We start from the raw sequence: 20,255 nt of genomic DNA, 5'->3' as shown, positions 1-20,255 counted from the left end.
CCTGCATAAGAGACTTGAAAATGGCTGCTTTCAACCGTTCCGAACTGGCCGATCTCAACGTGTTCATGGCGATCATCCGCCGTCGCAGCTTTCGCCATGCTGCCCACGAATTGGGTGTGACCACCTCGGCCCTGAGCCACACCATGCGCAACCTGGAAACCCGCCTGGGGGTCAAACTGCTGTACCGCACCAGCCGTGCCGTCGAACCCACCGATGCCGGCTCGCTGCTGGCAGAAAAACTCAACCAGGGCTTCGCCACCATCAAGGACGGCCTCGACACCCTGGAGTTGTACCGCGAAGCACCGATTGGCCGGCTGCGCTTGAACGTGCCGCGGGATGCGGCGGTATTGCTGCTGGCGCCGATCCTCGGGGACTTCTGCGCCACCTACCCGCAACTGCGCGTGGACCTGATCGTGCAGGACCAGATGATCGACATCATCGCCGAGGGCTACGACGCCGGTATCCGCTACGGTGCCACCGTGCCCCAGGACATGGTCGCCGTGCCCTTGACCGGTGAGTTGCGCTGGATCGTGGTCGCGTCGCCCGCCTACCTGGCCCGCCGGGGCACGCCGCAGGAGCCCAAAGACCTGCTACAACACGCCTGCATCCGCATGTACCTGGGCGACAACACTACCTATAAGTGGGAACTGGGCAACGGCAGTCGCCAGCAACGCATCGACGTGCCCGGCCACTTCAGCGCAGCCGACACCGAGACCATCGTCAATGCGGCGCTGCAAGGGGTGGGCATCGCCTACTGCCTGTCCAACCGCGTGCAGCAGGAGCTCAAGGACGGTCGCCTGGTGGAGGTCATGCCCGACTGGGCCTGCATGGGCGAGCCGTTGTGCATGTATTACCCGAGCCGGCGCCAGCCGCAGCCGGGATTGCGCCAGCTGATGGACATGATCCGCGTGAAAACCATTGGCTCGCAGTTGATCCAATCACATTGAACCCGTCACCGGCCGCGGTCCTCCAACCTGAACAGACCACGGCCTCGGTGCACGCTCGATGACTTTTATTCTATGGATGGCCGTACTGGGCACTGTCTTGCTCACCCTTGCCCTCACCTCCTCCTACCTGCGCTGGATGCCGGTCACCACCTCGGCGGTGTGCCTGTTGCTGGGGGTAGGCATCGGCCCGCTGGGCGTCGACCTGTTGCACCTGGACATCAAAAACTCTGCGCGCTGGATGGAGCACCTCACTGAAGTCGCGGTGCTGTTTTCGCTGTTCGTCAGCGGCTTGAAGCTGCGTCTGCCACTCAAGCACCGAACCTGGCGCATCGCGTTCGGCATGGCCGGGCCGGTGATGCTGTTGACCATCCTCGGCATCTGCCTGGCGCTGCATTACCTGTTTGCATTGTCGTGGGGTGTGTCACTGCTGGTCGGGGCGATTCTGGCCCCGACTGACCCGGTGCTGGCAGGCCTGGTGCAGGTCAATAATGCCCAGGACTATGACGCGCTGCGCTTCGGGCTGTCCGGCGAAGCGGGCCTGAACGACGGCACGGCCTTCCCGTTTGTGATTTTCGCCCTGCTGTTCATGCAGCACGGCGGGTTCGACGGTGACTGGCTGGGCGGTTGGGTGCTGAAGAATCTGCTCTGGGCGGTGCCGGCCGGGTTGTTGATCGGCTACTGGATGGGCCGTGGCATAGGCCGCGTGACCCTATGGTTGCGCATCAGCAACAGTGACAGCACGCTCTCGCCCAATGACTACCTGACGCTCGCACTGATCGCACTGGCCTATGTGGTCGCCGAGGCGGTGGGCGGCTATGGCTTCCTGTCAGTGTTCGCGGCGGGGCTTGGCTTGCGCCAGGCGGAGTTCCGCTCGACCGGGAACTCGCAGACCCCGTCGGAGCATTTGGCGCTGCCGGTGGTGGGTCACCTGGAAGTAGAGCCAGAACACGCATTGCAAGGTGATGTCAGCGAACTGAAAGACACCCAGATCGCCGCCGGCGTGATGATGGGCGACATGCTCTCGTTCGGCAGCCTGGTGGAGCGTTCGATGGAGGTGTTCCTGGTAACGGTGCTGGGCATCGTGCTGGTCAGCCACTGGGATTGGCGCGCACTGGCGGTGGCGGCACTGCTGTTCTGCGTGATCCGCCCGCTGGGCGTGCTGGCAATGCCTTGGGGCCGCTTGATTGATCTGCGCCAGCGCGGGCTGATGGGGTGGTTTGGTATTCGCGGGATCGGCAGTATTTACTACCTGTTCTACGCGCTCAACCACGGCTTGATTGGCACCAGCAGCGCGGTGGCGGTAAACCTGACCTTGTCAGTCATTGCCTTGAGCATCGTCGTTCATGGCCTGAGTACCCAGCCGATGCTGGTGTGGTATGAACGACGAGCCAAGGCGGACGCTCAGTCCTGACGCTCTGTATTGCCTACGTCTGCCGCGTCATCCAGGTCGTTGAGCGGCACTTCTGCATCATCCATCAAGGAACCGGGGTCTTCATTGCCCGGGTCGTTGAGTTCGTCGTCGAGTTCTTTGGACATGACCGTCTCCTCTAACCGCCCTGGGTATCGATATCGGCATCGGTTTCAGGCTTGGGCTCGCGCTCGGGCTTGAAGTCTGGACTGTAGTCGTTTTCCCTGGCTTTGGGGTCTTTGGCCGGGACCGGGTCTTTCGGTGCGTCGGCAGCGGTACCGGGAGCCGGTTCGCCGCCGTCGATGGCCGGGTCGTTGCGGTTATCGAGTTGCGGGTCTTTGCTTGTGCTCATGGGTCACCTCGTTACAGGCCGCAGGGAAATCAGCAGGGCCTACAGGTAAGGCGCTGCGCCACCCGGCGAAGTTCCGTCCGATTGCTCAGCGGATCGGGTTGTCGACCTGGATATAGAACGCGTATATCCCCAGCACCAGCCAGAACACCATGAACAGCCAGGGCGCACGCATGGAGAACAGCAGCGACTTGCGATAGCCCTTGTGGGACGACTCCATTTCGGAAAATAGCGGCGACTCATCATAGGCCATGCCCATCACCGGCTCGCCGCGCAGCAGTTCGCTCTGCTTGTAGTGCCAGTGATCGATGATTTCGTACGCCGCCCGAATGCCTGGCCAGGCATTCAGGGAGCTGAGAATGCCCAGCGAGACCAGGAACACCGGCACCACGAGGGTAAACAGCTTGCCCCACTCCGGGTTGAGGTTGCCCATGCCGGAAACAAAGGCGATCACCAGAAACGATTGCGCCGTGAGATAAGCGTCGGTGCGGTTGGCCAGGATGGTGGTTTCGTACTGGATCTCGCGCCGGTAGAAGTCCAGACGGTCCTTGGGCGAACCGAAGATCTTGGCGTTGTGTTCGCTGTGGTCGGTCAGGGCCGCTTCCGGTGTATGGGGAGAGATGATTCTGGGCATGACGGTGCTCCCTGCTGGTTCAAGTCCTGTTAGAAGAATCAGCGGCGAGTGAAGTTCAAGTTTGTTCATGCACCAAGTCGGGGCGCCTGCCAGGCACTGCCCCCTTCTGGTGAGCGGCCGTGTTGTTGTGAGCGGGCTTGCTCGCCACAACACGCCCCTCACTACAAGCAATTCAGGGTTTCGGCACAGGCATTGCTTTATCCATTCATCTACCCGGATACAGGAGCATTCGTTACCCCCCGACCCAGAGCCGACCCCACAAGAAAGTAAGGACCAGGCCCAGTGGCACCCTTAGCCACGGGCTCATAAAAAATGCGTTTTTTGAAACGGCAGTGCCACCCAAGCGTCCCTCGGCACTGACAAGGTACTGGAATGGCTCGATCTTTCTTCGATGAAATGAATGACGCAAACGGCGCCTGCCGTGCGCACTATCAGGACTTCTCCCGCTGGCTGGCGAATACGCCGCCGGAACTGCTGGCCCAGCGTCGCCGCGAAGCCGATTTGCTGTTTCACCGCGCCGGGATCACCTTCACCCTCTACGGCGACGAACAAGACACCGAGCGCCTGATCCCCTTCGACATCATCCCGCGCAGCATCCCTGCCAGTGAATGGAGCGTTATCGAACGCGGCTGTATCCAGCGCGTCAATGCGCTGAACATGTTCCTCGCCGACATCTACCATGACCAGCGCATCATCAAGGCCGGGATCATTCCGGCGGACCAGGTGCTGGGCAACGAGGGCTATCAGAAGGCCATGGTCGGCCTGGACCTGCACCGCGACATCTACTCGCATATCTCGGGTGTCGACCTGGTGCGTGACGCTGACGGCACCTATTACGTGCTCGAGGACAACCTGCGCACCCCCAGCGGCGTGAGCTACATGCTCGAAGACCGCAAGATGATGATGCGCCTGTTTCCCGAAGTATTCGCCAAGCAACGCATCGCGCCGGTGGACCACTACCCCAACCTGCTGCTCAAGACGTTGAAGAGCTCCAGCCGCCTGGACAACCCCAACGTGGTGGTACTGACCCCGGGCCGCTTCAACAGCGCGTTCTTCGAACATGCGTTCCTGGCCCGGGAAATGGGTGTGGAACTGGTGGAAGGCGCCGACCTGTTCGTACACGACCTCAAGGTGTTCATGCGCACCACCGACGGCCCCAAGCCGGTCGACGTGATTTACCGGCGCATCGATGACGCCTTCCTCGACCCCAAGGCCTTCAACCCCGAGTCGATGCTCGGCGTCCCCGGCCTGGTCGCGGCCTATTGCGCCGGCAATGTAGTGCTGGCCAATGCCATCGGCACCGGCGTGGCGGACGACAAGTCGATCTACCCCTATGTGCCGGAAATGATCCGTTTCTACCTGGACGAAGAACCGGTGCTACAAAACGTACCGACCTTCCAGTGCCGCAAGCCCGATGAACTGTCCCACGTACTGGCTCACCTGCCGGAACTGGTGGTCAAGGAAACCCAGGGTTCCGGTGGCTACGGCATGCTGGTCGGGCCGGCTTCCAGCGCCGCCGAGATCGAGGACTTCCGCCAGCGCATCAAGGCGCGTCCCCACGCCTACATCGCCCAACCGACGTTGAGCCTGTCCACCTGCCCCACCTTCGTTGAAAACGGTATCGCCCCACGGCATATCGACCTGCGGCCCTTTGTGCTGTCGGGCAAGGAAACCCGCCTGGTGCCCGGTGGGCTTACCCGCGTGGCATTGAAGGAAGGCTCGTTGATCGTCAACTCGTCGCAAGGCGGCGGAACCAAGGACACCTGGGTGGTGGAGGGCTGAGTATGTTGAGTAGAACCGCCGCAGATCTGTACTGGATGTCCCGTTACCTGGAGCGTGCCGAAAACCTGGCGCGCATGCTCGAAGTCAGTTACTCGCTGTCGTTGATGCCACAAGCCGGGCGCAGCGACGGTCTGGACGAACTGGCCATGTCGTTGCTCAGCAGCGGCACCCTGGACAGCTACCTTGAACGCCATAGACAGCTGGATGCCGAGCGCATGCTGCACTTCTTCGCCCTCGACGAAGAAAACCCCGCCAGCATCTACAACTGCCTGCGCGCCGCCCGTGGCAATGCCCACGCCGTACGCGGGCGCATCACCGCCGACATGTGGGAAAACCTCAACGCCACCTGGCTGGAAATGCGCAGCATCGCCGCCGGCGGCCTGGCGCGACACGGCATCAGCCACTTCTGTGATTGGGTCAAGCAGCGCTCGCACCTGTTTCGTGGGGCAACCTCGGGGACGATCATGCGCAATGACGCCTATCGGTTCATTCGCCTCGGCACCTTTGTCGAGCGTGCCGACAACACCCTGCGTTTGCTGGATGCGCGCTACGAGATGTTCGGCGAAGAATCGGAAGAAGTCAGTGACTTGTCGGCACGCGGTTATTACCAGTGGAGCGCCCTGCTCCGCGCGTTGTCGTCCTTCGAGGCGTATACGCAGCTGTACCCGAACGCGTTGAACGCCCGTTCCGTGTCCGAATTACTGCTGTTGCGCAGCGATGTGCCGCGCTCGTTGCATGCGTGCATCGAGGAGTTGAGCCATATCCTGGCGGACCTGCCTGGTAGTTATGGGCGCACGGCGCAGCGCCTGGCGGCGGAGTTCGAGGCGCGGCTGCGGTATACGGGGATTGATGAAATCCTTGAAGACGGCTTGCACAGCCGTCTCACCGAGTTTATCGACACCGTGCGCGAGTTGGCGCGAGCAATTCACAGCTCGTACCTGGAGGTTGTGTAATCCACAACCGGGGTTACTGGTGTTTTACCAGCACCGGCTCGGCGCGGTATTGGTCGGGAAAGAGTTTCTTGAGCTGCGCCACCTTCGGAAGATCATTGATCACGATGTAGGGGTAGGACGGGTTCTCGGTGAGGAAGTCCTGATGATAGGACTCCGCCGGGTAGAACACCTTGCCCATCTCGATTTTAGTGACGATGGGTTTGTCGAAAGACTTGGCGGCGTCCAACTGGGCGATGTAGGCCTGGGCGACGTTTTGCTGTTCGGCGTTCTGCGCAAAGATCGCCGAACGGTACTGGGTGCCGGTGTCGGGGCCCTGGCGGTTGAGTTCGGTGGGGTTGTGGGCCACCGAGAAGTAGATCTGCAGCAGTTTGCCGAAGCTGATTTTGCTCGGGTCGTAGGTGACGGAAACCGCTTCAGCGTGGCCGGTGTTGCCGTCGCTGACGGACTCATATTGCGCCGTGCTTGCAGCGCCGCCATCGTAGCCGGACACGGCGTTCTTCACGCCTTGCACATGCTGGAACACCCCTTGAACGCCCCAGAAACAGCCGCCGGCGAACACAGCGGTTTGCAGGTTGCCAGCTTCGGCGGGCAGGTCCAGGGCGGGCGGCGCGATCACCACGGCGTCGTCGGCGGCGCCAAAGGAAAAGGCCGGGCTTTGACCGACGAACGCTGCGAAGGCCAGGACTGGCAGGTATTTGAATACATTCATGGCAGGCACTCCGGGTTAACCAAAGGTGAAGGCATACGCCGACACGTTGGGGTCAAGGAATTCAATGGTGAAGGTGCGGTCCTGCACGGCGCCCGGCTGACGCACCAGTTGGTACAAACGCTGTTCGGTGACGGTGCCGCTGCCATCCGGTGCGACGTCGGTGCCATGGGCACCGCCCGGGGCCTGGCCGTCGATCGTGACCTTGAAACGCACCGGCTTGCCGTCGGCGCCCGGGCCGAGCACCAGGTGCAGGTCGCGGGCGTGGAAGCGGTAGACGATGCGCCCACCGGCCTGGTCGAGAGTGGCTTGCTGGCCGCCGACGTTCCATTGGCCTTGCAGGGTCCACTGGTTGAGTGCCAGGGTGCCGGACTTGACGAAGTTTTCGGCGCGCTGCGAACCCAGGTAGGTTTCCGGCGACTGCACCTCGTTCATGTCCGGCGCTTGTTGCACGCCCTTGGCATCGGCTTCGATCAAGCCGCCCGCGACGTTCTTCGCGCCGGCTTCACGCAACAACTGCTGGATCACCCGCTCCGACTCGGCGTAGTCGCCTTCACCGAAGTGGTGGTAGCGAATCTGACCCTTGGCATCGGCGAAATAATGGGCCGGCCAATACTGGTTGTTGAACGCGCGCCAGATCTTGTAGTTGTTGTCGATGGCCACAGGGTAAGTGATGCCCAGGTCCTTCATGGCCTGGGTGACGTTGTTCACGTCGCGCTCAAAGGCGAACTCCGGCGCATGCACGCCGATCACCACCAGGCCCTGGTCGCGGTATTTCTCGGCCCAGGCCTTTACATACGGCAAGGTGCGCAGGCAGTTGATGCAGGAGTAGGTCCAGAAGTCCACCAACACCACCTTGCCCTTGAGTGCTTCGGTGGTCAGTGGCGGGCTGTTGAGCCACTGCACGGCACCGTCGAGGGGCGGCAGCGCGCCTTCGATCGCCAAGGTGTCGCTGTGATTGGCGGCCATCATCATCGCCCCGCCCGGCTGCACCGGCTTGGCGTTCAAGCGATCCACCAGGCTTTGTTCCAGGCCACCGGTGGACGCGGTCGACAGCCGCGACAGCACGCCCGTGTCGAGGCCCAGCGCAATCGCGGCCACACCGGCCAGCATCAACCCACCCAGGCCCCGGCGCAGCCATTCGCCGGCACCGAGGGACTTCTTCATGAAACCAAACACCTTACCGCCGACCAGCAACGCCAGCGCGAGGGAGGTGGCAGCACCGGCGGCGTAAGCCAGCAAGAGCAAGGTAGTACCGATGCTGGCGCCCTGCAGCGCCGCGCCGGTGAGCACCAGCCCCAGGATCGGCCCGGCGCACGGTGCCCAGAGCAGCCCGGTGGCCACGCCGATCAGGAACGACGCGCCCGGCCGCGGCCGGGCATCGGCCCCGGCGGCTTGCGACAAACGACTGCCGGCGGCCACCAGCGGGCGCGTCAGGCGTTCCGACAGTTGCGGCAACAACAACGTGAGTCCGAACAGGGCAACGCACAGCAACGCGAGCCAGCGCCCGTATTGATTGACCTGCACCACCCAACCGCCGCCCACTGCCGCCAGCGAGGCCACCAGGGCGAATGTCACCGCCATCCCCGCTAACAGCGGCAAGCCACTGCGCAAAAACGGCTGCCCGGTGCGAGCGAAGACAAAAGGCAGAACAGGCAGGATGCACGGACTGACGATTGTCAGCACGCCGCCCAGGTACGCGAGAACCAGAAGCCACATGGGATGGACCCTTATAAGAAAAAGACATTGGCTTACGCCGTCGCGAACGTCATGGCGACATCCAGGTCGCCACTGGCCAGGAGTATTTGTCGGCGTGAGTACATGGTGTTTTCCCTCTTTGAAGTAACGGGAATGTTGGGCTGTTTACCGTCGCGAAATCCTCACGCAGAGTTAAACAATTCGTGATAACTACACTGTTGCAAAAGCCGCACAATGCGCGAACTACAAGCGAAGGTTTCTCTTACATGGATCAGCCCAAACGTGTCCTGGTGGTCGAGGACGATGCCCATATCGCCGACCTGATCTGCCTGCACCTGCGTGATGAACAGTTCGACGTGGTGCACAGCGCCGATGGCAATGAAGGCCTGCGCCTGCTGGAGCAAGGCGGCTGGGATGCGCTGATCCTCGACCTGATGCTGCCTGGCGTGGATGGCCTGGAGATCTGCCGGCGCGCCCGTGCCATGACGCGCTACACCCCGATCATCATCACCAGTGCACGCTCCAGCGAACTGCACCGCATCCTCGGCCTGGAGCTGGGCGCGGATGATTACCTGGCCAAGCCGTTTTCCATGCCGGAACTGGTGGCCCGGGTGAAAGCGTTGCTGCGCCGGGTCGACGCCATGGCGCGCAACCTGAAGATGGACGCCGGCAGCCTCGACCTCTGCCAGTTGTTCATCAACCCACTGACCCGTGACGCCACCCTGCAAGGCCAGCGCCTGGACCTGACCCCACGGGAATTCGACCTGCTGTACTTCTTCGCGCGCCAACCGGGCAAAGTGTTCTCGCGCATGGACTTGCTCAACGCGGTGTGGGGCTACAGCCACGAAGGCTATGAACACACGGTCAACACCCACATCAACCGCCTGCGGGCCAAGGTCGAAGCCGACCCGGCCAACCCGGCGCGCATCCTCACGGTGTGGGGCCGTGGCTACAAGTTTGCCGAGAGCCCGCCATGAAGCTCACCCTTACCCAGCGCCTGTCGCTGGTGTTCGCGGTACTGCTGTTGATCTGCAGCGGCACCTCGGCGTGGCTGCAGGTGCGTTCCAACCACATGCACGAGCTGGAGGTGGTGCAAGGCCTGTCCCGCGATCTCGCGGCGCACATCGCCCGCGACACCCAATTGATGGACACCGACGGCCTCAAGCCCGACGCCGTGCGCAACCTGTTCAGCCAGTTGATGCTGGTCAACCCCAGCGTCGAGGTGTACCTGCTCGATATCGACGGCCGCGTGGTCGGCAACGCCGCACCCAGCGGCCACCTGTTGCGCGACAAGGTCGACCTGGCGCCCATCCGGCGCTTCCTCGCGGGCTTCATGCTGCCGATCCTCGGGGACGACCCGCGCAGTGTCGATGGGCGCAAGGTATTCAGCGCCGCGCCACTCACCGCCGGCGGGCAGCAGATCGGGTTCCTGTATGTGGTCCTGCTCGGTGAAGCCCACGATGCGTACGACGCCAAGGACGCCACCGGCATGGCCTTGAAGATCGCCCTGTGGTCCATCGGCCTGGTCGCCCTGCTCTGCCTGATGGCCGGCCTGATCGCGTTTGCCTGGATCACCCGACCGCTGCGTCAACTCACTGACAAGGTTGGCCAGTTCGACATCAATGGCGCGCCCAAACCGGCAGAATCCGTTGCAGTGCCACTCACCAGCGGCGATGAAATCGCCGTGCTGGATCGCGCCTTCGCGCAAATGGAGAACCGCCTGGGCGAACAGTGGCGCGCCATCACCCACCAGGACCAGGAACGCCGGGAAATGGTCGCGAATATCTCCCATGACCTGCGCACACCGCTGGCCTCGTTGCACGGTTACCTGGAAACCCTGTCGCTCAAGGATGCCAGCCTCAGCCCTGAAGAGCGCCGCCGCTACCTCGGGATTGCTTTAGACCAGAGCCGCAAAGTCGGCGGCCTGGCGCAATCGCTGCTGGAACTGGTGCGCCTGGAGCATGGCTTTGTGCAGCCGGTGATCGAAGGTTTTTCATTGCCGGACCTGGTGCAGGACATCTTCCAGAAATTCGAACTGACTGCCGAGGCACGCGGCATCACGCTGACGGCCAGCCTGCCGCCGCAGGTGCCGACGGTGCAGGCAGACCTGGGGTTGATCGAACGGGTGCTGACCAACCTGCTGGACAATGCCCTGCGGCATACCCCGGTGAACGGCGAAATCGAGGTCATCCTGACGCCTCAAACCCACGCGGTAGCCGTCACCGTCAGCGACAGCGGCCCGGGCATCGACGCCGAATTACGCGAAGGCCTGTTCCTGCGCGCATTCACCATTGGCGGCGCCCGGCGCGACGGGGGGTTGGGCCTGCGAATCGTGCACCGCATCCTGCAACTTCACGGGCGCAGCATCAGCCTGGTGGACCGCCCCGGCCGAGGCGCAACCTTTACGTTTTCCCTGGAAACCCGAGCATCAGCGCGTTGACCGGCCCCGGCACCAGCCTCATTGATGGCAGGAAAAACTCAAGCCAGCGCCCACCAGCGCGGCAACAACTGGCGTACCTGGCCTTCGCCGAAACGGTCATCGATCAGCATCACCACGCCACGGTCCTGCTGGCTACGGATCACCCGCCCCGCCGCCTGCACCACTTTCTGCAGGCCGGGATACAGGTAGGTGTAGTCGTAGCCAGCGCCGAAGATCGCGCCCATGCGCAGTTTCATCTGTTCATTGACCGGGTTCAGTTGCGGCAACCCGAGGGTGGCAATGAACGCACCGATCAAGCGTGCCCCCGGCAAGTCGATGCCCTCGCCAAATGCGCCGCCCAGCACGGCAAAGCCGATGCCCTGGCTGTGTTCGGTGAACTGGTCGAGGAACGCCTGGCGCTCGGCCTCGGCCATGCCGCGTGACTGCTGCCATAGCACGATCTGCGGATGTCGCTCGGCGAGCAACTGCGCAACCTGTTGCAGGTAATCAAAGCTTGAGAAAAACGCCAGGTAGTTGCCAGGTTGTTGCGTGTACTGGCGGGCAATCAGCTCGACGATTGGCTCCAGCGAGGCCTGGCGGTGCACAAAGCGCGTGGAGATTTCAGCGACGATGCGCACCTGCAACTGCTCGGCCTTGAACGGTGACTCCACATCGACCCAGGCCGTATCCGCCGGCAAACCCAGCAAGTCGGCGTAGTAATGTCGGGGGCTCAGGGTCGCGGAAAACAGCACGCTGCTGCGGGCAGCCGTCAATCGCGGGCGGATGAATTCGGCGGGCACCACATTACGCAGGCACAGGGTGGAACTGCTGCGTTTGCCGCTGAGCTGGCGCTTGCTGATGTCGAAAATGAAGTGCTCGTTGAACAGCTCCGCCACCTTGGCAAATTGCAGCACATCGAAATAGAAGGCTTGCAGGTCGCCGCTGAGGGACTCGGGGTGCTCGTTGAAGTATTCGCCCATGGCGCTGGCGCACAGGCTCAGGGCCTGCAACAGTTTGTCCGGGCGGGCGGCGTAGGCCTGGTACGGCGCAAGCTGGTCCTTGTGCAGCGCGTTCCACTCACGGTTGAGGCGCTGCAAGGGTTTCTTCAACGGTTCCGGGGCGCTGTCGCGCAGGGTCTTGAGGTGGTACTGGTCGAGGCTGGCGCTGTACATCGAACGCGCCCGTTCGACCAGGTTGTGAGCCTCGTCCACCAGCACCGCTACACGCCATTGGTTGAGCTGGGCCAGGCCGAACAGCATGGCGCCAAAGTCGAAGTAGTAGTTGTAGTCAGCGACCACCAGGTCAGCCCAGCGCGCCATTTCCTGGCTCAGGTAATACGGGCAGACCTGATGCGCCAGGGCCACGTCACGCAGGTTGCGCTGGTCGAGCAGGCGCACCTTGGACGCGGCGATGCGCGCGGCGGGCAAGCGGTCGTAGAAGCCCTTGGCCAATGGGCAGGAGTCGCCATGACAGGCTTTGTCCAGGTGCTCGCAGGCTTTGTCCCGCGCCACCAGTTCCAGCACACGCAACGGCAAGCCGGGGCTGCTGGCATACAGCACTTGGGCGGCGTCCAGGGCGAGTTTGCGGCCGGGAGTCTTGGCGGTGAGGAAGAACAACGTGTCCAATTGCTGGGGCGCCAGGGCCTTGAGCAACGGGAAAATCGTGCCGATGGTCTTGCCGATGCCGGTCGGTGCCTGGGCCATCAGGCAGCGGCCGGTGCTGACAGCCTTGTACACCGACTCGGCCAGTGAGCGCTGGCCAGGGCGAAAATCCGCATGGGGGAACGCCAGGGTCTGCGCGGCGCCGTTGCGCGCTGCGCGGTGTTGCATTTCCTGCTCGGCCCAGCCGAGGAACAGCGCGCATTGCTGGTTGAAGAACGGCTCCAGTTCACTGGCTTGAAAGCGCTGGTTGAGCAAGGTCTCGCCCTCACCGACGATATCGAAGTACACCAGCGCCAGGTCGATTTGCGCGAGCCCGAGTTTGCGGCACATCAACCAGCCATAAACCTTGACCTGGGCCCAGTGCAATTGCCGATGGTTGGCGGGCTGGGCATCGAGGTCACCGCGATAGGTCTTCACTTCTTCAAGGCGGTTGGCATCCGGGTCATAGCCGTCCGCCCTGCCCCGCACCGTGAGTTGCTGGTATTGCCCCTCCAGCGCCACTTCATTCTGGTAGTGCTGGCTGCGCCGCGACGCTACGGTACGGTGGCCGGCGATGCCTTCCTGGGCGCTCGGCGACGGTGTGAAGCGCAGGTCGAGGTCACCGACCTTGGCCGTGAACTCGCACAGCGCCCGCACCGCGACGGTGTAGCTCAAGCGGATTGTGCCCAGCGCACATAGCAGACCGTCACCGGCATCTGGTACTCGCCGCAGAACTCCAGCCAGCGCAGCTGGTTGTCTTGCAGGCGATCGCCGGGGCCTTTCACCTCGATCATGCGGTAGGTCTTTTGCGCGGGCCAGAACTGGATCAGGTCGGGCATGCCGGCGCGATTGGCGCGGATGTCCAGCAGCAGCCGCTCGAACCAGTAGCGCAGGTGCTCGGCGGGCAAACAGGCCAGGGCCTGCTCCAGCAGCTCTTCGCTGAGCAGGTTCCAGAACACGAAGGGCGACTGGATGCCCCATTTGTCGCGGTAGCGTTGGCGGATAGTGGTTTTGTAGCGCTCGTCCTGCAGTTGCTCGAAACACGCGGCGAACAGCGGCGCACGGCGCTGGTGAAAATCCGCGCTGTGCAGGTCGGCGGGGCCGCGCTGGAACGGGTGGAAAAACGAACCCGGCAACGGCGCAAAAATCACGTCCCAGCACAGCAGGCCGAACAACGAATTGATCAGGCCGTTTTCCACATAATGTACCGGCCCATCCGGCTCGCTGAGGTGCGCCTGCACGCAGTACTCCACCGACATCAAGGGTTCCGGCGGAGTGAGGGCCAGATCCAGGCGCGTGACCGGCCGTGGCTTGACCTTGGGCAACGCCGGCTCGCCCAGTTTGCGGCGCAGGCGTGGGATGACACGCAGCAAGTGCTGCTGTTCGGCGGCGCTTTCCGGGGCCTGTTGGGCCGTGTTCGCCAGGGCCATGGCCTGGGCGTAGTCCTCCTGGCGCTCCAGCACGCGGATCAACCGTGAGCGGGCACCGGGGTAGGTGCAGCTCCGGTAAATCCGCTCCGCCACGGCCAGCTCGGCAGTGCGTTCGCAATATTGACCAATCTGGAACAACAGCTTGGCGCGGCGTTTTTCCAGCCAGGGGTTATCGGTGTCCAGCGTGGCGATCCCGGCCAGTACATCTTCCAGCGGCTCACCGGCCTCGAAGGCCTGCTGGCAGTGGTGCAGGAACAGATACCCCTGCACATCGTCACGATGGCGCAAACCACGGGATTCGGCGCAGAACTCGACCTTTTCATAGGTGTAGATGCCCAGGTCAGCCAATACAAACTCGGACCAGTCCTGATGCAGGTTGCCGAAGAACATCAGGCGCAGACGGTCGCACAGCTCCATCACCGTGAGGCTGAACAACCTGTCGGCCAGCTCGGGGCACCAGGTGGCAAAGCTGCGGCTGTCCATGAATTGCGCCGACAGCCCTTCCAGCCAATCGGTTTTCTTGCCTTTGGGCTGGTCTATCCACGGCTTGAACGCGGCCAGGATTTCAGCTTTTTGCAGCACGGCGAACAGCTCTTCAAAGGCCAGTAGGTACTGATCGTCCACCCAACCCAGTTCCATCAGCGGCCCGGCAGCCGCATGGGGGCAACCAATCTCCAGGTAATTGAGCTTGCCGGCCCGAAAATGCACGCCCTTGCGCATCACCATACGCACCAAAAGCGCCTGGGACGCCTGCGGCAACCTGTCAAATTGCTGAATAAAAAGCTGTTCGTCCGGGTCCAGCAAATCGGCATAGCGCTGTGCCAGCCAGAGCAGCACTCGGCGGAAGTTATGCAGGTAATACAGGGGATCGTCGAGGGGGTTGGCCATTTCACGCGCTGATCGAATACTGGTTATGCATACAGAGTGCCGTCCCAAATGCCCTGTTGCAATCGGTAATAGATAAATGGCACCTGCAACTTTTCTCATAAAAGTGATCAGATGGGAGAATCGATGGCGTAACATTTGTCGCCCGCCGCCTCTGGCGCGGGACTTTTCAAGGTCAAGGTAAGGGTTATGAACATGAAGAATCTGGGGCTGCCGCTGGTTGCACTCACTTTTCTGGTACTGGCCGGTTGCGCAACGCAAACCGTAGTGACGCTGCAAAATGGCACGCAGTATTTGACCAAGGACACCCCCAACGCCAAGACCGCCGACGGTTTCTACGAATTTACCGATATCGCCGGCAAGCGCATCCGAGTCAAAGCCGCCGATGTCGCGACGGTTATCAAAGAAAAATAACAATGAAAAGCCCCGCAGTGCGGGGCTTTTTTTGCATTATCGCTCGGTTAATAGCGGTAATACGGGTGGTAGTACGGGTGATAGTAGGGATGGTAATAGTACGAGTGGTAGTACGGGTGATAGCAGCACGGGCCAGGATACGCCGGGTACACCGCACACCCAGCCAACCCCAGCAGTACCAGGGCGCACAGCAACAATCGCAATCGGGACATGCTCGGTTCCTCCCACGTCATCACGCGAAACGGCTCGCTTGATCGTTAAACGCAGGCACACCGAGCGATCCGTCGCGACAACCAGGTAGATATTTATTTACCGAAGGATTTCCACGCCGCTGCGTTTAGCCTTATTCAACCGATACTCACACCGTCCGCCCAGAGGCCGCCTTGCCCGATGCCGACCAAGGTCACTGAGTCGGCGCCAAAGGTGAGCACCGTATCCGCGCCGACCACTTTTGCATGGTCACGCAAGTCGGTGCTGCCTTCCACATCCTTGAACACCAACTTGTCCGTGGGTTGATAGCCGATCACCCGATCGTTACCGAAGTGGCCGCTGAACAGGAAGGTGTTGTGCCCACTGTTGTCGCGAATGGTGTCATTACCCTTGCCCCCCTCGATAAAGTCCACGCCCTTGCCGCCCTGGATCAGGTCATTGCCGTCGCTGCCGATGATGAAGGTATCGCCTTTGTGCGGCTCGGCATTGCGGTTGAGGTCCTGCACCCAGGTGTTAGCCCGTGCCGGGTCGGACAGGTTGGCCACAATCACCGTGGAATCGCGGGTCATCTGCTCGTAGAAGCCCGACTCCAGGATGCGCGTCATGCCATCGCCATAGCCGGTGGGCAGGTGCGAGATCCAGGTCGGCAGGTTGACGATGGAAAACGGCATCACATTCCACAGCGTCGACGCATAGTGGTCGTTGAAGCTGACGATGTTGTCGGTAGTCGACGCATGGGGGGTGTCGTGCACGCCCAGGGACGACAGGTTGAAGGACGAACCATCCAGGGCCCGGAACACCGGGTCGTTTTCGTAGCCGATATTGAGCACCTTGTCGCCGGCACTCTGGGTCGGCGAGGCATAGGCCACGTAGTTGGCGTCCTTATAGAAGCCGGACCATTTGCTGTTGCTCAGGTCGGCCATGCTGTTGACCGCCAACCCACCCAGGCTATGCCCACTGACCACCACGTCCTTGCCGCTCAGGCCATGGGCGCTGGCGTAGTCGGCGACATTTTTGAGCAAACCGCCAAAGGCTTCGCCGGCGTAGTTCTTCGCGTAGTCCTTGGGCCCCAGGGCCGCGAGCAAGTCGCTGACCAGATCGCCGATAGAATCGCTGACCAGGGTTTCCCGTGGTCCGGAGGTGCCGCGAAAGCCAATGCCGATTTCCAGCAGCTTGCCGGCATCATCGTACTTGCCCAGCACCTCGACCTGGGCCGTGGTGTAGCCGGCCTTTTCGCCGAAGAAGGTACCTCGTGCATCGACGTTGCCGCCGTAGCCCAGGGCACTGGCGCTGATCGGCGTCCATCCGGCCTTGTGCACCGCGTCCAGGGCGGCTTTTTCCGAATCCGGGTTCCACGGGATGCCGGGGATCACGCCCTGGGAATCGGTGCTGCCGAGCAATGCGCCGACCAGCGTGGCGGGCAGGCCAAGCCCCAGGCCATTGTGCTGGTACCCCACGGCAAAGCCGTTATCCAGGTTGTGATAGGTGTACAACGTGATCGCCATTGCATCGGCGAACAACGCCTTGGAGCCCTCGGCACCGAGGTTTTTATAGTCAAAGATCCCCATGGGGTGTGCCTCTCTTTTGTTGGAGTTGTCGAGAAAGCCAAACCTGCGGGTGCCGGTGTGCCGGCTCCCGCAAAGGTCGCTGAACCCTCAGAACGCCCAGTCCAGGCTCAAGCCCACGCCATGGACTTTTTCCTTGCTGGCCAGCAGGCCGTTGTAGTCAAAGTTCACTCGCGCCTGCTTGTTTAACGTCAGGCTCACCCGCGCCCCGACCAGCGCCGCATCACGCACCATCGGCGCACTTTCCACCGCAAACGACGGGCCGCCCGAGGCAAACGCCAGGTGCTGTTCAGAGTCATTGCTGCTGAGGTTGTGCTGCCAGCCCAGGGTGCCGGACACCTCCAGTTGCTGGTGGTCATTCACGGTGAAGGTTTTCAAGGCACGCATACCCAGGGTGCTCAGCACCAGGTCGCGGCTGTCGTCGCGACTTTTGAGTGCAGCAGCGTCGCCTTTTTCGGTCACGCCATCGCTGTCCAGGTGCACGTAGGCCAGGTTGGCGAACGGTTCCAGGGCCAGCGGTTGCAGATTGACCCGGTAGGCCGCTTCGGTGAACACCTGGGTGCTGCGTGCATCAACCTTGGCTTTCTGTTTGCCTGAAACATCGCCGTATTGCAGGTCACGTTTCACGTCTGCGCGGTGCCAGCTGTAGGTGGCGCCGCCGCTCAGGCGCCAGGCGCCGATCTCATGCCCGGCGTACGCACCGAAGTGATAGCTGTCGACCGAAGCACGGGAATGGGTACCGCTGCCCATGTTGAGTGACGTGTCGCTGTAACCGGCGACCAGACCGATGCGCGTGGCCTCGTCGAGCGCACCGTCCACCCCCGCGAGCATGCCGCCGACGGACGTGGTGTAGCCGGCCGTATCGCTGCGACTGTCGGTCTTGCCCCAGGCGCCCAGGGCCTTCACCCACACGTTGCCACGGCTGTCGAGCGTCTCGCTGGGTGCGCCCATCTCGCCATTGCGCAGGCGCTCGCCCACGGCTTCACGCACGTAGCGGCTGTCGTTGACCAAGGCCGTTTCCAATGCCGGGTAGATTTCCCCAGACAGCTGCTGGAAAGCCCCTTGCGCCGATGCCGCGTTCGGCGCCGACAGCAGGCTTTCATACACGGCGTTGCCCGCGCCCAGTTGCTCAGCGGCGCTGGCCACGGCGCGCTGGTTGTCCGTGGCGCCCACGCTGGCAAAACTGTTGGCGTTACGCGCCACGTCCAGTTGCACGCCGTTGGCCGCGTAATTCAGGTTGCCGCCAAGGAACAGGTAGTTGGGCAGCACCGCGCCAAAGCTGCCGGTAATGCCGCCGGCGGCTTGCAGGATGTTGTACTGGCGCCCGATCAGGCTTTGCGCCTGGGCACCGCTGAGCAGTGTCGGGCTGTTTTCCAGCGCGAGGGTCACCGTGCCGCCGTTCAAGGTGGCAGTGCCTCCCGCCACAATGCGATCGCTGTTGGTGGGCGACAGCTCCACGGCATAGGTCGACCCGGGCTCAAAGGTGACGTCCCCGGCCACGTTCAGCGTGCCGATGGAATTGCCCGGCGCTACGGTGCCGCCGTTTTTCGCCAACAACGAACCGATGCGCCCGCTCCCCCCAACCACCCCACTCTGGCTGACGGTGACGTTCGAAATGACTGAGCCGTTGATGGCCAGCAGGCCCTGGTTGACCAGCGTCGGGCCGCTGTAAGTGCTGGAGCCGGTGAGCACCAAGGTGCCGATACCTTGTTTGGTCAAGCCGCCGTGTCCGGCGATGTCATTGCTCCACACGTCCAGCCCGCAATGCACATCGTTGCACAGCCGCTGTGTCGGTTTGCCGGCATCGACCACCGCGCCCACGCCCGGCAGATCCGCGACAAACTGGCCGCTGCCATAGGCGCCGTCGATGCGGAACTCGGCGGGGATGTCCTCGGCCGTGACAAACATGCCTGGGCCATTGATCGCCTTGCCCAGATTGATCATGCCCCAGCCATACAGCGAGTCGATGCCCGGTGCGCCGAGGTCGGTGGCGGTGGTCTTGAGCAGCGTCGAGATCTGGTCGCCGCTCATGTACGCAAAACGCTGCATCAGCACGGCCGCGCTGCCGGCCACGTGAGGCGCGGCCATGGAGGTGCCGTTGAAGTTGGCATAGTCGGTGGTGAGGTTGTCCAGATTGGTGCCATTGATGACGGAGCTGTAGATCCTGGTACCGGGGGCCGACACGCAGAAGCTCGCCGCGTAGCCGCAACGCGAGGAGAACGTACTGATCACATACGGGTCGGCGCTCGCAGTGTCCGGGTTCTGCTGCAAGGCCGCGACGGACAGCCAGTTGGGCGCAATCTCGGGCACAAAGTACGCCAGCCCGGAAATCGCATCCGGGTTGTTGCGGTTGTAGTCGTTGCCGGCGGCGAAGATCGTCAGTACGCCGCTGCGGGCCGCGTCGATGGCGCCCTGGTAGGCGCCCCCGGCGATCGTACCGAGGATCGGCCGGATGTTATTGAACTGCGCCTGCGCTTCATTGACCGTGAAATTCGGGAACGCCGGGTCGCGTCCGCCCTGGGCGTATTGGTCGCCGATGCCGATGCCCCAACTGTTGTTGATGATCCGTGCGCCACTGGCGACCAATGCGTCCCAGCCGGCCTTGTACACCGCGCCATCGTTGCCAAGGATGATGCCGTCTTCCGGGCCTGGGTCGCCGTTCTCGGCGCTGATGATTTGCGCATCGAAGGCCACGCCATGCATCGGCCCGCCATCGCGATTGCCCGCGGCGATACCGCCGACATGGGTGCCGTGGTTGCCCAGCTTGCCGTTGGAGCCGAGCGACGGCGTGCCGTCATAACGAAACGCATCGCCGGCCTTCACCGGGATATACGGGTCGGTGTACTGGCGTATGCCTTCAGTGACAATCGTCACGACTTTGCCGGGGCTGGCGAACTCCGGATGCTGGGCGTACACCGGCTGGTCGAAGATCCCCAGCTTGACCCCCTTGCCGGTATAGCCCGCGGCATACGCGGCGTCGGCATGCACGGCGCCCAGGCCCCAGTCGGCCTTGAATTCAGTGCTGCGCCAGCTGGCGGCGTCACCCAGCTTGCCGGTTTCCACATAGGGTGCGGCCTGGGCGGTTCCCAGGCTTGCCAGGCAGCACAGCAAGGCACCGTATGGCACGCTGCGGGTCGCGTTGAGCGGGTAGCCCAAGGCGGTGTGGATGGCGGTTGTTAACCCTGACTTGCTTTTGTTCACGCTGACCTTCCTTA

Annotated in this window: 17 protein-coding genes; 7 read left to right on the top strand and 10 right to left on the bottom strand. The window is 62.5% G+C overall.

The features are described from left to right. Positions 1-20 precede the first annotated feature (20 nt). Together BM017_RS10060 and BM017_RS10055 are read left to right on the top strand one after the other, a co-directional pair. Positions 21-947: a LysR family transcriptional regulator gene (locus BM017_RS10060; protein ID WP_092243486.1), complete on the top strand. Its 927-nt coding sequence runs from the start codon at positions 21-23 to the stop codon at positions 945-947. 58 nt (positions 948-1,005) lie between these two features. After that, on the top strand, positions 1,006-2,358 hold the full coding sequence (locus tag BM017_RS10055; protein WP_092243483.1) for a cation:proton antiporter: 1,353 nt from the start codon (positions 1,006-1,008) through the stop codon (positions 2,356-2,358). Here BM017_RS10055 and BM017_RS29305 read toward each other — a convergent pair. The 3 genes from BM017_RS29305 to BM017_RS10045 form a co-directional block, all read right to left on the bottom strand. Further along, a complete protein-coding gene (locus tag BM017_RS29305) occupies positions 2,349-2,483 on the bottom strand; it encodes a hypothetical protein (protein WP_010210499.1) in 135 nt (44 codons plus the stop codon). The genes BM017_RS10055 and BM017_RS29305 overlap by 10 nt on opposite strands. Before the next feature lie 11 nt (positions 2,484-2,494). Next, positions 2,495-2,707, bottom strand: coding sequence for a hypothetical protein (locus BM017_RS10050; RefSeq protein ID WP_071488344.1), 213 nt, complete (start codon positions 2,705-2,707; stop codon positions 2,495-2,497). Positions 2,708-2,792: 85 nt separating this feature from the next. Then, positions 2,793-3,338 carry a hypothetical protein gene (locus tag BM017_RS10045; RefSeq protein WP_092243481.1) on the bottom strand — a complete coding sequence of 182 codons (546 nt, stop codon included), beginning with the start codon at positions 3,336-3,338 and terminating at the stop codon, positions 2,793-2,795. Between the two features lie 372 nt (positions 3,339-3,710). Here BM017_RS10045 and BM017_RS10040 point away from each other — a divergent pair, with 372 nt between their 5' ends. Continuing rightward, positions 3,711-5,120, top strand: a complete 1,410-nt coding sequence (locus BM017_RS10040; protein ID WP_092243478.1) for a circularly permuted type 2 ATP-grasp protein — start codon at positions 3,711-3,713, stop codon at positions 5,118-5,120. Between the two features lie 2 nt (positions 5,121-5,122). Further along, the gene (locus tag BM017_RS10035) at positions 5,123-6,073 is read left to right on the top strand and encodes an alpha-E domain-containing protein (protein WP_092243475.1); all 951 of its coding nucleotides are present in this window, start codon (positions 5,123-5,125) and stop codon (positions 6,071-6,073) included. A gap of 13 nt (positions 6,074-6,086) precedes the next feature. Here BM017_RS10035 and msrA read toward each other — a convergent pair whose 3' ends face one another. After that, complete coding sequence (msrA, locus tag BM017_RS10030) at positions 6,087-6,782, bottom strand: peptide-methionine (S)-S-oxide reductase MsrA (RefSeq protein ID WP_092243472.1); 696 nt, start codon at positions 6,780-6,782, stop codon at positions 6,087-6,089. 15 nt (positions 6,783-6,797) lie between these two features. Then, positions 6,798-8,498, bottom strand: a complete 1,701-nt coding sequence (locus tag BM017_RS10025) for a cytochrome c biogenesis protein DipZ (protein ID WP_092243469.1) — start codon at positions 8,496-8,498, stop codon at positions 6,798-6,800. Positions 8,499-8,743: 245 nt separating this feature from the next. Here BM017_RS10025 and BM017_RS10020 point away from each other — a divergent pair, with 245 nt between their 5' ends. Both BM017_RS10020 and BM017_RS10015 read left to right on the top strand, forming a co-directional pair. Next, positions 8,744-9,454, top strand: a complete 711-nt coding sequence (locus BM017_RS10020; RefSeq protein ID WP_092243466.1) for a response regulator transcription factor — start codon at positions 8,744-8,746, stop codon at positions 9,452-9,454. After that, on the top strand, positions 9,451-10,917 hold the full coding sequence (locus BM017_RS10015) for a sensor histidine kinase (RefSeq protein ID WP_092243463.1): 1,467 nt from the start codon (positions 9,451-9,453) through the stop codon (positions 10,915-10,917). The genes BM017_RS10020 and BM017_RS10015 overlap by 4 nt, the downstream gene beginning before the upstream one ends. A 38-nt stretch (positions 10,918-10,955) precedes the next feature. On the opposite strand, the gene BM017_RS10010 is transcribed toward BM017_RS10015, so the two are convergent. Together BM017_RS10010 and BM017_RS10005 are read right to left on the bottom strand one after the other, a co-directional pair. After that, positions 10,956-13,211 (bottom strand): ATP-dependent DNA helicase, encoded by a 2,256-nt coding sequence (locus BM017_RS10010; RefSeq protein ID WP_092243461.1) that lies wholly within the window; start codon positions 13,209-13,211, stop codon positions 10,956-10,958. Continuing rightward, a complete protein-coding gene (locus BM017_RS10005; RefSeq protein WP_092243458.1) occupies positions 13,208-14,854 on the bottom strand; it encodes a VRR-NUC domain-containing protein in 1,647 nt (548 codons plus the stop codon). The genes BM017_RS10010 and BM017_RS10005 overlap by 4 nt, the downstream gene beginning before the upstream one ends. 186 nt (positions 14,855-15,040) lie before the next feature. On the opposite strand from BM017_RS10005, the gene BM017_RS10000 reads away from it, so the two are divergent. Then, complete coding sequence (locus tag BM017_RS10000) at positions 15,041-15,265, top strand: YgdI/YgdR family lipoprotein (RefSeq protein WP_071488353.1); 225 nt, start codon at positions 15,041-15,043, stop codon at positions 15,263-15,265. 47 nt (positions 15,266-15,312) lie between these two features. Here BM017_RS10000 and BM017_RS29085 read toward each other — a convergent pair whose 3' ends face one another. The 3 genes from BM017_RS29085 to BM017_RS09990 all read right to left on the bottom strand — a co-directional run bounded on the left by BM017_RS29085 (position 15,313) and on the right by BM017_RS09990 (position 20,241). Further along, positions 15,313-15,477, bottom strand: coding sequence for a hypothetical protein (locus BM017_RS29085; RefSeq protein WP_165447925.1), 165 nt, complete (start codon positions 15,475-15,477; stop codon positions 15,313-15,315). Positions 15,478-15,612: 135 nt separating this feature from the next. After that, positions 15,613-17,043 (bottom strand): polyurethane esterase, encoded by a 1,431-nt coding sequence (locus BM017_RS09995; RefSeq protein ID WP_092243453.1) that lies wholly within the window; start codon positions 17,041-17,043, stop codon positions 15,613-15,615. 87 nt (positions 17,044-17,130) lie between these two features. Further along, complete coding sequence (locus BM017_RS09990) at positions 17,131-20,241, bottom strand: autotransporter serine protease (RefSeq protein ID WP_092243450.1); 3,111 nt, start codon at positions 20,239-20,241, stop codon at positions 17,131-17,133. Between the last annotated feature and the right edge of the window lie 14 nt (positions 20,242-20,255).

Source organism: Pseudomonas sp. NFPP04 (assembly GCF_900113815.1).
Classification (GTDB): Bacteria; Pseudomonadota; Gammaproteobacteria; order Pseudomonadales; family Pseudomonadaceae; genus Aquipseudomonas; species Aquipseudomonas extremorientalis.
Note: the sequence above shows the minus strand (reverse complement) of the source record. Positions and strands in the feature narration are given on the sequence as shown.

Coding starts and splice junctions, on each gene's coding strand:
- BM017_RS10060 (WP_092243486.1), top strand. CDS start 21: ATGGCTGCTTTCAACCGTTCCGAACTGGCCGATCTCAACGTGTTCATG.
- BM017_RS10055 (WP_092243483.1), top strand. CDS start 1,006: ATGACTTTTATTCTATGGATGGCCGTACTGGGCACTGTCTTGCTCACC.
- BM017_RS29305 (WP_010210499.1), bottom strand. CDS start 2,483: ATGTCCAAAGAACTCGACGACGAACTCAACGACCCGGGCAATGAAGAC.
- BM017_RS10050 (WP_071488344.1), bottom strand. CDS start 2,707: ATGAGCACAAGCAAAGACCCGCAACTCGATAACCGCAACGACCCGGCC.
- BM017_RS10045 (WP_092243481.1), bottom strand. CDS start 3,338: ATGCCCAGAATCATCTCTCCCCATACACCGGAAGCGGCCCTGACCGAC.
- BM017_RS10040 (WP_092243478.1), top strand. CDS start 3,711: ATGGCTCGATCTTTCTTCGATGAAATGAATGACGCAAACGGCGCCTGC.
- BM017_RS10035 (WP_092243475.1), top strand. CDS start 5,123: ATGTTGAGTAGAACCGCCGCAGATCTGTACTGGATGTCCCGTTACCTG.
- msrA (WP_092243472.1), bottom strand. CDS start 6,782: ATGAATGTATTCAAATACCTGCCAGTCCTGGCCTTCGCAGCGTTCGTC.
- BM017_RS10025 (WP_092243469.1), bottom strand. CDS start 8,498: ATGTGGCTTCTGGTTCTCGCGTACCTGGGCGGCGTGCTGACAATCGTC.
- BM017_RS10020 (WP_092243466.1), top strand. CDS start 8,744: ATGGATCAGCCCAAACGTGTCCTGGTGGTCGAGGACGATGCCCATATC.
- BM017_RS10015 (WP_092243463.1), top strand. CDS start 9,451: ATGAAGCTCACCCTTACCCAGCGCCTGTCGCTGGTGTTCGCGGTACTG.
- BM017_RS10005 (WP_092243458.1), bottom strand. CDS start 14,854: ATGGCCAACCCCCTCGACGATCCCCTGTATTACCTGCATAACTTCCGC.
- BM017_RS10000 (WP_071488353.1), top strand. CDS start 15,041: ATGAACATGAAGAATCTGGGGCTGCCGCTGGTTGCACTCACTTTTCTG.
- BM017_RS29085 (WP_165447925.1), bottom strand. CDS start 15,477: ATGTCCCGATTGCGATTGTTGCTGTGCGCCCTGGTACTGCTGGGGTTG.
- BM017_RS09995 (WP_092243453.1), bottom strand. CDS start 17,043: ATGGGGATCTTTGACTATAAAAACCTCGGTGCCGAGGGCTCCAAGGCG.